Source organism: Ferrimonas sediminicola (genome assembly GCF_005116715.1).
Taxonomy (GTDB): Bacteria; Pseudomonadota; Gammaproteobacteria; order Enterobacterales; family Shewanellaceae; genus Ferrimonas; species Ferrimonas sediminicola.
Genome location: NZ_SWCI01000012.1, coordinates 80,351 through 91,414 on the forward strand (window position 1 = coordinate 80,351; position 11,064 = coordinate 91,414).

General features: G+C 58.8%; 10 protein-coding genes and 6 tRNA genes. All 16 read left to right on the top strand.

Annotated features, from left to right (window positions below; translation table 11 throughout):
• The first annotated feature begins 296 nt into the window (after positions 1-296).
• Complete coding sequence (locus FCL40_RS15175; protein WP_136854148.1) at positions 297-1,661, top strand: hypothetical protein; 1,365 nt, start codon at positions 297-299, stop codon at positions 1,659-1,661.
• A gap of 19 nt (positions 1,662-1,680) precedes the next feature.
• Entirely contained in the window at positions 1,681-2,346 is a 666-nt protein-coding gene (locus FCL40_RS15180) for a TorF family putative porin (RefSeq protein ID WP_136854149.1), read from the top strand.
• Between the two features lie 499 nt (positions 2,347-2,845).
• Entirely contained in the window at positions 2,846-4,978 is a 2,133-nt protein-coding gene (locus tag FCL40_RS15185) for a prolyl oligopeptidase family serine peptidase (RefSeq protein WP_136854150.1), read from the top strand.
• 161 nt (positions 4,979-5,139) lie between these two features.
• On the top strand, positions 5,140-5,541 hold the full coding sequence (gene ybgC / locus FCL40_RS15190) for a tol-pal system-associated acyl-CoA thioesterase (protein WP_136854151.1): 402 nt from the start codon (positions 5,140-5,142) through the stop codon (positions 5,539-5,541).
• Positions 5,531-6,217 carry a protein TolQ gene (gene tolQ, locus FCL40_RS15195; protein ID WP_136854152.1) on the top strand — a complete coding sequence of 229 codons (687 nt, stop codon included), beginning with the start codon at positions 5,531-5,533 and terminating at the stop codon, positions 6,215-6,217. Before ybgC ends, tolQ begins: the two co-directional genes overlap by 11 nt.
• Positions 6,214-6,648 (top strand): protein TolR, encoded by a 435-nt coding sequence (gene tolR, locus FCL40_RS15200; RefSeq protein WP_136854153.1) that lies wholly within the window; start codon positions 6,214-6,216, stop codon positions 6,646-6,648. The genes tolQ and tolR overlap by 4 nt, the downstream gene beginning before the upstream one ends.
• Before the next feature lie 3 nt (positions 6,649-6,651).
• On the top strand, positions 6,652-7,584 hold the full coding sequence (tolA, locus tag FCL40_RS15205; protein WP_136854154.1) for a cell envelope integrity protein TolA: 933 nt from the start codon (positions 6,652-6,654) through the stop codon (positions 7,582-7,584).
• Positions 7,585-7,594: 10 nt separating this feature from the next.
• Positions 7,595-8,950, top strand: a complete 1,356-nt coding sequence (gene tolB, locus FCL40_RS15210) for a Tol-Pal system beta propeller repeat protein TolB (RefSeq protein ID WP_136854155.1) — start codon at positions 7,595-7,597, stop codon at positions 8,948-8,950.
• Positions 8,951-8,984: 34 nt separating this feature from the next.
• On the top strand, positions 8,985-9,515 hold the full coding sequence (gene pal, locus FCL40_RS15215; protein ID WP_136854156.1) for a peptidoglycan-associated lipoprotein Pal: 531 nt from the start codon (positions 8,985-8,987) through the stop codon (positions 9,513-9,515).
• A 16-nt stretch (positions 9,516-9,531) separates the two neighbouring features.
• Positions 9,532-10,308 (top strand): tol-pal system protein YbgF, encoded by a 777-nt coding sequence (gene ybgF / locus FCL40_RS15220; RefSeq protein ID WP_136854157.1) that lies wholly within the window; start codon positions 9,532-9,534, stop codon positions 10,306-10,308.
• Positions 10,309-10,463: 155 nt separating this feature from the next.
• A tRNA-Lys gene (locus tag FCL40_RS15225) sits at positions 10,464-10,539 on the top strand.
• Positions 10,540-10,566: 27 nt separating this feature from the next.
• A tRNA-Lys gene (locus tag FCL40_RS15230) sits at positions 10,567-10,642 on the top strand.
• Positions 10,643-10,671: 29 nt separating this feature from the next.
• Positions 10,672-10,747, top strand: a tRNA-Lys gene (locus FCL40_RS15235).
• Between the two features lie 27 nt (positions 10,748-10,774).
• Positions 10,775-10,850: transfer RNA gene (locus FCL40_RS15240), tRNA-Lys, on the top strand.
• A gap of 29 nt (positions 10,851-10,879) precedes the next feature.
• Positions 10,880-10,955, top strand: a tRNA-Lys gene (locus tag FCL40_RS15245).
• 27 nt (positions 10,956-10,982) lie between these two features.
• Positions 10,983-11,058 (top strand) — tRNA-Lys (locus tag FCL40_RS15250).
• Positions 11,059-11,064 lie beyond the last annotated feature (6 nt).

Consider the following 11,064-nt stretch of genomic DNA (forward strand, 5'->3'; position numbering starts at 1 on the left):
AAAAACGCATTTTGCGTTTTTCTCATATTCAGCGTCAGATAACAGTTTGTTGATTTTCCATTTCTCCCTTGTGACCACTGTCACTGTTGTCGTTTCGTCCCCAAAGCAAAAATAAACCCCAGATAAGTAATGGTGCGAGTTATTGCTTGTCGATGGAGTGTTTATTTGCGGGGAATTAAGGACAGGCAGAGGGATCTGCCCCTCGCTTTTCTCATTTGGCCTTGTTCCAAGGCTGAATATTTGGCCGAAAGTAATGATGAGTGAACTTCCGGGCCGAAATAGCAAGGGAAAAGATGATGAAAGTAATGAATTATAGACTGGCAGCGACCTGCTTCCTGCTGGCAGGGGCAGCCCTGCCGGGCCAGGCACTGGCCCTGTCCGGCTGTATTAACTGCCACGCCAAACCGGCGATGCTGGAGCGGATGCTGGTGAACAAGCAGGTGGAACTGGGGGAACTGTCGGTCGCCGAGCGTACCGCCCAGCTGGAGGTCAACCCCGCGGCCATGGGCAGTCACGGTGAGCTGGCGTGCGGCGATTGCCACCGCCCCCTGGCCGACGGCAATACCGGCTGGCATCCGGCCATCGAGCTGGATCCCAGCGCCGACGGCGGCAGCGTCTGTGGCGACTGCCACGGTGAGGAGATGGTGACCAACTTCCGTCACTCTCTGCACTATACCGTCAACGGCATCGCCAAGGGGCTGACCGAACGCCTGGCCCAGACCCCCAATGCCCAGGAGCTGTTTGAGCAGATGCACACCGACACCGGAGAGGGGTGTGCCGCCTGTCACGCCACCTGTGGTCAGTGCCATGTCAGCCAGCCCAATTACGCCGGAGGCGGCCTGCTGAATAAGCACCAGTTCCAGAAACAACCCCAAACAGAAAAAACCTGTGAAACCTGTCACTACGAAAATGCAGAAACCCATAAAGAGGTGGATGCCCACGCCACCAAATATGGAATGACCTGCCTGGATTGCCATACAAATATGGTGGAGTTCCATGGGCGAGATATTAATTACATCCCTCAGGGTCGTTATTTTGGTGATGGGCCCAAGGTGTCAAAGACCGGTCCATTTGAACAAACCCAGAAGCAAGACGTTGTTCAGGTGAAGTGCGAAGAGTGTCACCAGGACAAAGTGGAGGATCACACCGAACTGCTCAGCGGCAAGAGGGCGCTGATCAACCATAACGACAGCCTGAAGTGTACCGCCTGCCACACCCAGCCCTATACCAACTGCTTCGGCTGCCACGAGGACTCGCCCGAGTCGCTGGGGACCTGGGAGCAGTTCAAGCGGGTGGCCAAGGGGGCCCTGGGCCAGGTGGGCGAGGATGAAAACATTAAGCTGGGCCTGAGTGTCGCCGGCGATCCCCACAGCAAGCTGGTCCCCCTGAGTCACTCCGGCGGCGTCAGCAAGGACAGCCAGGCGGTGGTTGACCTCAACAACCCCGACACCAAGTCCTACTGGGTGCCCTTTGCCGCCCACTTCGTCTCCAAGAACCCGTTGGCTACGCCAGAGGCGCGAGCCAGTAAGCGGATGTGCGAAAACTGCCACAACACCGACAACGATATCTTCCTCAAAGAGAGCGACGTGCAGTTGGGCGTCACCGACCCTGTTTCCGAAAGGCAGTGGATCGTGCCCCAGTCCCGTCTGCCCAAGCATTAAAACCCTGGAGTACAACAATATGAAAAAGATGACAGCACTTGCCCTGGCCCTGATCGCCTGCCCCTCCCTGGCGGCGGAGACTCCCGTCTCCGTATCCGGGTACACCATGGCCCTGAGCAACTACCTGTGGCGCGGTCAGACCATCAGCCTGGACAACCCCTCTTTGCAGTCGGATCTGATGGTGGAGCATGACAGTGGCTTCTATGCCGGGGTCTCCTTCGAGACCTACCGCTACGAAGGCGATGCCGGCGAAGAGGTGAAGGACTACGAGATCGACTACTACGGCGGCTACTACCGGATGGTCACCGATGACCTGGGCATCGGTGTGATGGCGATGAAATACACCTATGGTGACGGCGGTGACACGGTGGAGTACACCTTGTCGGTGGACTACCGGGACCTGGGGATGACCGTCAACTACGATGAGGACGTGGAGGCCTGGTATACCGAGCTCAACTACGGCCTCGGCCTGTTCCACGACTCCACCCTGGAGCTGCATGCCGGGATGTTTTTCGATGCCGAGAACTACGGCTATGGCGATGAAAACACCCCGGAGGACAGCTTCTACGATGTGGCACTGCGCTACGACTACCCGCTGCTGGAGAGTCTCAGCCTGCTGCTGGAGGCCAGCTACCAGGAGTACGATAAGGACCACTACCTGATCGGTGTGGCCTACTGGTTCTAAGTTCAGTCCCTCAACTGGACACCCCGGGGGCACTCCCCCGGGGTTTTTTCGTTGCCGCAGGCAAAAAAAAGCCCGCTGAGATTCAGCGGGCAGAATAGCAATCAACAAAAAAGAAGGAAGTTAAGCAAAAGAACCTTTAAACCGATGCGGCTTGCTCAATGCCACAACGGCCGGAAATCTTGACTCGGAGAGTCTCTATCTCCTCAATGGTTGCCATTCTAGGGATCCTTTGAGCTTCCCACAACCAAGAAAAATTGCTTTTTCGGATAAGAATATCTAATTTAACTATTCCCCTTCTCTTGCCGCTTTTTGGGCCGCCTTTTTGGCAAAAATCTTGTGTGAGGGTGGGTTTAGCCGATGACTGCACCAAAATTGTGCGCCCGGTCACGTCATTGCAAAACTGTAAACAAAATTAATCTTAGATGGCCCGTCCCTTGGCCTGCATCCCCCTGGCCGGATATAGTGTGTCCGGATACAAAAACAGGAAAAAGGAATAACAATGCGTCATTTGGCATTTTCACTGGTTGCTTTGTCACTTGTTGGCGGCTGCCAGTCCTTTGTTAACAAGGAGCAGGCACAGGCCCCGGACAGCCGTCGGATGGACCTGGTTGAACCGATTCACGGCACCCAGGTGGCCGATCCCTACCGCTGGCTGGAGGACCTGGACAGCAGCGAGACCGCCGACTGGGTGATTCGCCAGAAGGCCTATGGGGACGCCTACCTAGCGTCCATCCCCAACCGTCAGGCGGTGGAGGCTCGCATCACCGAACTGTGGAACTACGAAAAGCTGTCCGCCCCTTCACTCAAGGGCGACAACCAGTTCTTCTACCGCAACGACGGTCTGCAGAGCCAGTCCGTGCTCTACCGCGCAGACAAGGAGGGCAACAACCCGGCGGTGCTGCTGGATCCCAACGGTTTTTCCAGCGACGGCACCGTTGCCCTCTCCGGCGTCAGCATCAGCGAGGATGGCAAGATGCTGGCCTACGGCACCTCTCAGTCCGGCTCCGATTGGCAGCAGTGGCAGTTTGTCGACATCGCAACTGGTCAACCCCTGGCCGACAAGCTGGAGTGGATCAAGTTCTCCTCCGCCGCCTGGGATAAAGAGGGGCAGGGGGTCTGGTACTCCCGCTATGACGCCCCCGAGGCCGGCGCCGACAAGATGGAGCAGGCCAACTACTTCCAGAAGGTGTACTACCACAAGCTGGGCACCGATCAGTCCCAGGATACCCTGGTGTATCACCGCCCCGACCAGAAGGACTGGGGCTTCTCCGCCGAGCTGTCCGATCAGGGCCGCTACCTGGCGATCACCGTCTCCCAGGGCACCGACCCGCGCAACCGTTTCTTCTACCAGGAGCTGGCCACCGGCAACACCGTGGAGCTGATGCCCGAGCTGGAAGCGGAGTACCTGTTCCTGGGGAACGACGGCGACACCTTCTACTTCAAGACCGACTACCTGGCGCCCAAGGGCCGCATCATTGCCGTGGATCTGGACAACCCGGCCAAGGCCAACTGGCAAGAGCTGGTGCCCGAAAGCGATAACACCATCTACAGTGCTTCCATCGTCAACAACCGGTTTGTGGTGAGCTACCTCAAGGACGTGCTGGCGGAGGTGAAGGTGTACGGCCTGGATGGCCGGGAGCAGGCCACTCTGGATCTGCCCGGCGCCGGCCGGGTCACCGGCATCAGTGGCGGCCGCAAGGATAAACAGTTCTACTTTCTGTTCAACTCCTACATCCACCCCACCGGTGTCTACCGATACGACTTTGATGGCAGCAAGGTGGCCGCCCACCAGGTGCCCAAAGTGGCATTCAACCCCGATGACTACCTGTCCGAGCAGGTGTTCTACACCAGCAAGGATGGCACCCGGGTGCCGATGATCATCTCCTATAAGAAGGGGCTGAAGAGGGATGGCAACAACCCGACACTGCTGTATGCCTATGGCGGCTTCAACATCTCCCTGACCCCGCGTTTCTCCCCGGCCAACATCGCCTGGATGGACATGGGCGGCATCTACGCCGTGCCCAACCTGCGCGGTGGGGCCGAATATGGGGAAGAGTGGCACCAGGGTGGGATGAAGGCGCGCAAGCAGAACGTGTTCGACGACTACTATGCCGCCGCCGAGTACCTGATTGCCGAAAACTACACCAACGCCGGCAAGATGGGGGCCTATGGCCGCAGCAACGGCGGACTGCTGATGGGCGCCGCCCTGACCCAGCGTCCGGATCTGTTCGCCGCCGTCCTGCCTGCGGTTGGGGTGCTGGACATGCTGCGCTTCCAAAAGTTCACCATCGGCTGGGCCTGGACCTCCGAGTACGGCAGTGCCGATAACGCCGAGGAGTTCCCCTACCTGCTGGCCTATTCGCCGCTGCACAACGTGGCCAGGCGCGACTATCCCGCCACCATGGTGATGACCGCCGATCACGACGACCGGGTGGTGCCCTCCCACAGCTTCAAGTTCGCCGCCGAGGTGCAGCACCAGCAGACCGGCACGGCGCCGGTGATCGCCCGCATCGAGACCAAGGCGGGTCATGGAGCCGGTAAACCCACGGCGATGCGCATCGCCGAGTTCCGGGACATCTACGCCTTCCTGTGGCACAACTTCGGTCTGACGCTGCCGGAGAAGATCCAGTAACGCTGTTCGATATCCAACCAAAAGGGGAGCCAGGCTCCCCTTTTTTGCGCTTTGACGCACTTTGATAACCAATCTTCACTCCCCCAGACTCCCATCCCCAGGGGCCATGGGGTATAGTAGCCAGTCATTCCAATCACCAGATGCAAGGCACAGGCAGGGAGATGGCGTTTCACTGGCCCGTCCGGGTTTACTATTCCGACACCGACGCAGGCGGGGTGGTCTACCACGCCAATTACCTGAACTTCTTTGAACATGCCCGGTCTGAGATGTTGCGGGAACGGGGCTTCGAGCAGGATGAGCTGGCACAGGCCGGCGTGCTGTTCGTGGTGCGCAATATGAACATCGACTATGTCCGTCCCGCCCGATTCAACCAGGCCCTCACCGTCGTGACCCAAGTGACCAAGCTGGCCGGCGCCTCCATGGTGTTCAGCCAGTCCTTGGACGACGCCGAGGGCCGGTGCTACTGCCGGGCCCAGGTTACCGTGGTTTGCATCGACAGTGAGGCCTTCAAACCCAGGCCGATCCCGTCACACATTAAGCAGGAGTTAGCGCGTGTCAGCTGAGATGTCCTTTATCAACCTTTTCCTCGAAGCCAGCCTGTTGGTGAAGCTGGTGATGTTGTTGTTACTGCTGCTGTCGGTGACCGGCTGGGCGGTGATCCTGCAGCGTCACAACGTCGTCAAGCAGGCGACGCAGCACGCGCGCAAGTTCGAGGACAGGTTCTGGTCCGGCGTGGATCTGACCCGCCTCTATCAGGAGCTCAGTGCCCGAGGTGACCGCAACACCGGCATGGAACTGCTGTTCAGCGCCGGCTTCAAGGAGTACATGCGTCTGTCCCAGACCGCTACCAGTGGCGGCGCCATCATGGACGGTGCCCAGAGGGCGATGCGCGTGGCCCTCTCCCGGGAGGTGGACAAGCTGGAGTCCAATCTCTCCCTGCTGGCCTCCATCGGTTCCACCAGCCCCTACATTGGCCTGTTCGGTACCGTGTGGGGAATCATGAACGCCTTTATCGCCCTGGGGCAGGTGCAGAACGCCACACTCAACATGGTGGCCCCCGGCATTGCCGAGGCGCTGATCGCCACCGCCATGGGCCTGTTTGCCGCCATCCCGGCGGTGCTGTTCTTCAATCGTTACTCCACCAAGGTGGAGAAGCTGGAGAACACCTACATCAACTTCATCGAGGAGTTCTCCAGTATCCTGCATCGCCAGGCGTTCCACGATAAGGAAGCGCGCTGATGCAGGGGTACCAGCGTAAACGACGCCGTAAGGTGGCGGAGATCAACGTGGTGCCCTACATCGACGTGATGCTGGTGCTGCTGATTATCTTCATGGCCACCGCCCCCATCATCTCCCAGGGGGTCAAGGTCGATCTGCCCCAGGGGGAGGCGGAGCCCCTGAAGAAGGACTCGCGTCCCCCCCTGGTTGCCTCGGTTACCCGTGAGGGGCAGTACTTCCTCGACAACGGCAGTGTCCAGGATGACCGGCCGCTGATGCTTGACGAGCTGGCGGCGCTGGTGGCGGCCGAGCTGCAGCTGGACCCACAGCGTCCCGTGGTGGTCAAGGGAGATCGCGAGGTCTCCTACGATGAAGTGATTCAGTTGATGGTCAGTCTGCAGCGGGCCGGGGTGCCCTCTGTGGGGCTGATGACAGAAACACCGGAGCAGTAACCGATGCAGCAGAAAATGACACTCCCCTTTGTGGTCTCTCTGCTGGCGCACGCGGGCCTGGTTGCCCTGCTGGCCCTGGGGGTGGATTTCTCCAGCAAGCCCAAGGCGGTGGCGCCGCAACCCAGTGCCCCTGTGGTGCAGGCGGTGGTGGTGGATCAGGCCAAGGTGCAGCAGCAGGTGGAGCGGATCAAGCAGGCCAACGCCGCCAAAGCCGAGGCGGAGCGTCAGCGCCGCGCCGAGGAGGAGCGTAAGGCCAGGGCCGCCCAGGAGAAGCTGAAGAAGCTGGAGCTGGAGCGCAAGCGCAAGGAGGCCGAGATCAAGAAGGCGGAGGAGGCCGCCAAGCAGGCCAAGCTCAAGCAGAAGAAGGAGCAGGAGCAGGCCCGCAAGCTGGCGGATCAGCGCAAGCGAGAGGAGCAGGCCAAGGCCAAGGCGGAGCGAGAGCGCAAGGCTGCCGAGGAGAAGGCCAAGGCGGAAGCCGCCGAGCGCAAGCGCAAAGAGGATGAGCGTAAGCGTAAGGCGGAAGCGGAGCGCAAACGCAAGGAGGAGGAGCGTAAGCGCAAGGCCGCCGAGGAGGCAGCACGCAAAGCCCGTGAGGCGGAGCTGGCGGAGCAGCTGGCGGCGGAGCAGGCCCAGCTGGAGGCCGCCAGAAGCAAGAAGGTTCTCTCCGAGGTGGACCGTTATACCGTGTTGATCCGTCAAACGATTCAACGTAACTTGCGTACCGATACCAGCATGCGCGGCAAGGAGTGCCGGGTTAACATCCGCCTGGCTCCCGATGGCTTTGTCATCTCCAGCAAGGTTCTGGGGGGCGACACCAGCCTGTGCCGGGTCACCCAGGCGGCCATCAACGCGGCCGGAAAACTGCCGGTTTCCCAGGAGCCGGACGTGTACGCCAAATTGAAAGATATCAACCTAACTGTACAACCAGAGCAATAGCGACAGGCTGATGAAACTGATAAAAACACTGACAATGGCATGGCTGGCCCTGATGGCCATGGTAAGCACGCCGGCGAACGCCACCCTGGAGATCGTCATTACCGAGGGGGTCGATGCCGCCCGGCCCATCGCCGTTGTGCCCTTCGTGTGGGAGGGGCAGGGGGAGATGCCGGCGCAGATCGCCGATGTGGTCTCTTCGGACCTGCGCCGCTCAGGCACCTTTAATCCTATCGCTCGCGGCATGATGCCCGGTCAGGTGGCCAAGGCCGCCGACCTGGATCTCAAGGCCTGGATCGCCACCGGGGCTGAAGCCGTGGTGGTGGGCAAGGTCAGCGAGTTTGGCCCGGACCAGTACCAGGTCAGCTTCGAACTGGTGGACCTGGTGCGCGCCCAGATGACCGGCGGCGAGAGCCGGGGCCTGCACAACGGCGAGCTGGTGCAGACCCAGGATCACGTCCTGGACGGCCGCGACACAGTGATCCGGGGCAGCCAGTTCCGCCAGTATGGCCACCGCATCTCCGATCTGGTCTACGAGGCGCTGACCGGCATCAAGGGGGCGTTCCTGACCCGTATCGCCTACGTCACAGTGGATGACAACGACCCATTTAAGTTCCAACTGCGGGTGGCCGACTATGATGGATACAATGAGAAGGTGCTGCTGCGCTCCAAGGAGCCGCTGATGTCTCCCTCCTGGTCTCCGGACGGTCGCAAGTTGTCCTATGTGTCGTTTGAGAATGGGCGCTCAGAGATCTACATTCAGGATCTCTACACCCAGAAGCGCGACCGCCTGACCAGTTTCGAGGGGATTAACGGTTCACCCAGCTGGTCTCCGGACGGTAGCCAGATGGCCATGAGTCTCTCCAAGGATGGCAATCCGGAGATCTACGTGATCGATATCGCCACCAAGCGTCTGCGCCGCATCACCAACCATTACGCCATCGACACCGAGCCGAGCTGGCATCCCGATGGCAAATCCCTGGTATTCACCTCGGAGCGGGGTGGTAGACCGCAGATTTATCGAGTATATTTGGACACCGGAAGGATCCAGCGTCTGACTTTCCAGGGGGAATGGAACCTCGGTGGTTCCGTGACTCCGGATGGTCGTTACTTGGTGATGGTTAACAGGACCAACAATAGGTTCCACATTGCGCGCATGGAGCTGGACACCGGCTTTATGGATGTGTTGACGGAAACCTACCTGGATGAATCACCGAGTGTCGCCCCGAATGGCACAATGATCATTTACGGGACCAGCCACAATGGCCGCCAGGTGTTGGCAGCCGTTTCGGTGGACGGCCGGTTTAAGGCCAGAATTCCGACTCAGGTGGGTAGTGTAAAAGCGCCTTCTTGGTCGCCTTATCTTTGATTGGAAAAGTAACGAATTTAAAAGGAAAAGATAGATGAAGCTCAATAGCCTCCTCAAAGGTATGCTGATTGCTGTACCCGCTCTGGCGCTGACAGCCTGTTCCAGTACCTCCGACAGCGACAGCCAGTCCCAGACCGGCACCACCACCAACGAACAGGTTGAGAGCGGCGTTCAGACCGGTGCCGTCGAGCCGGTCCTGACTCCTGCAGAGCAGCAGCGTCTCAAGTACCAGGAACTGCGTAAAGAGCACATCCTGTACTTCGAATTTGACCGCAGCGACATCCAGGGCAAGTACGGCGAACTGCTGGAAGCCCACGCCAACTATCTGATCGAGAACCCTGGTGTTAAGGTTTTGATCGAAGGCCACGCCGATGAGCGCGGTACTCCCGAGTACAACATCGCCCTGGGCGAGCGTCGTGCCAAGGCGGTATCCCGTTACCTGCAGGGTCTGGGCGTTCTCTCCTCTCAGATCTCCGTGGTCTCCTACGGTGAAGAGAAGCCTCTGGACGGCTCCGCTACCGACGCGGCGCACGCCAAAAACCGTCGTGCCGTACTGGTTTACTAAGCGAAACGGTTAATCTATGAAGAAAGCTGTTATTGCAACAGCTCTTCTATTCATGGGGGCGCAGCTTCAGGCTGCGCCCGCTCCCGTTGTAGAAGCAGCTGAAAATGCCCCCCACTCCCTTTCCGGGGATGACATCAACTCCCGCGTCACCCGCCTGGAGCGGCTGATGAAGGCTCGCAACCAGGCTCAGCTGCACATGCAGCAGATGTTTGATCAGCTTCAGGCCGAGGTCTCCGAACTGCGCGGTATGGTCGAGAGCCAGCAGTACCAGGTACAGCAGATGGTGGAGCGCCAGCGGCAGATGTACCAGGAGCTCAGTCGCATCGAGGAGCAGGTCAAGGCAGGCGCTCCCGCCCAGCCCCAGGTTCCCGGCGCCCAGCCCGGCGACCAGATGCCCGCTACGGTAGCCAACCTTTCCCTGTCTGAGGCCGACGCCTATCAGCAGGCAGTGGATCTGGTCCTGAAGCAGCGCAAATACGATGAAGCGATCCCCGCGTTCCGCAAGTTCATCGAAAACTACCCTCACTCCTCCTATACTGCCAACTCCCATTACTGGTTGGGACAGCTGCTGTATAACAAGGGGGAAATGGTCCAGGCCAAGACGGCGTTCAATACCGTGGTTACCGACTACCCGGATTCCGCCAAGCGTGCCGACTCCCTGCTGAAGCTGGGGATGATTGCCGCCGCGGCCGGTGACAAGGTAGCGGCCAAGGGGTACTTCAACCGGGTAGTGACAGAATACGCCAACTCCAATGCCGCCCAGTTAGCGAAAAAAGAGTTGTCAAAAGGCTAGGTTAGCCGATTTCCCGAGTGCCGGAATCGCTTTTTTGTCCGCTTAGTTGCTTTTGTGCGCAAAAGGCCAAAAAAGACAGATTTCCAGTTGCACACCAAGGCGAAATTGGTATTATAGCCGCCCGTCGGATGAGGGAGTCCTCGGAAGACATAAGTGGGTCGTTAGCTCAGCTGGTAGAGCAGTTGGCTTTTAACCAATTGGTCGAAGGTTCGAATCCTTCACGACCCACCACTTCTCCTTCCAAGGTGAAATCTTAGTGGGTCGTTAGCTCAGCTGGTAGAGCAGTTGGCTTTTAACCAATTGGTCGAAGGTTCGAATCCTTCACGACCCACCACTTCTCCTTCCAAGGCGAAAACCTTAAGTGGGTCGTTAGCTCAGCTGGTAGAGCAGTTGGCTTTTAACCAATTGGTCGAAGGTTCGAATCCTTCACGACCCACCACTTCTCCTTCCAAGGTGAAATCTCAGTGGGTCGTTAGCTCAGCTGGTAGAGCAGTTGGCTTTTAACCAATTGGTCGAAGGTTCGAATCCTTCACGACCCACCACTTCTCCTTCCAAGGCGAAAACCTTAAGTGGGTCGTTAGCTCAGCTGGTAGAGCAGTTGGCTTTTAACCAATTGGTCGAAGGTTCGAATCCTTCACGACCCACCACTTCTCCTTCCAAGGTGAAATCTCAGTGGGTCGTTAGCTCAGCTGGTAGAGCAGTTGGCTTTTAACCAATTGGTCGAAGGTTCGAATCCTTCACGACCCACCACTTCTC

Excerpts from the sequence above, each read along its gene's own strand:
- FCL40_RS15175 (WP_136854148.1), top strand. The coding sequence starts at position 297 with ATGAAAGTAATGAATTATAGACTGGCAGCGACCTGCTTCCTGCTGGCA.
- FCL40_RS15180 (WP_136854149.1), top strand. The coding sequence starts at position 1,681 with ATGAAAAAGATGACAGCACTTGCCCTGGCCCTGATCGCCTGCCCCTCC.
- FCL40_RS15185 (WP_136854150.1), top strand. The coding sequence starts at position 2,846 with ATGCGTCATTTGGCATTTTCACTGGTTGCTTTGTCACTTGTTGGCGGC.
- ybgC (WP_136854151.1), top strand. The coding sequence starts at position 5,140 with ATGGCGTTTCACTGGCCCGTCCGGGTTTACTATTCCGACACCGACGCA.
- tolA (WP_136854154.1), top strand. The coding sequence starts at position 6,652 with ATGCAGCAGAAAATGACACTCCCCTTTGTGGTCTCTCTGCTGGCGCAC.
- tolB (WP_136854155.1), top strand. The coding sequence starts at position 7,595 with ATGAAACTGATAAAAACACTGACAATGGCATGGCTGGCCCTGATGGCC.
- pal (WP_136854156.1), top strand. The coding sequence starts at position 8,985 with ATGAAGCTCAATAGCCTCCTCAAAGGTATGCTGATTGCTGTACCCGCT.
- ybgF (WP_136854157.1), top strand. The coding sequence starts at position 9,532 with ATGAAGAAAGCTGTTATTGCAACAGCTCTTCTATTCATGGGGGCGCAG.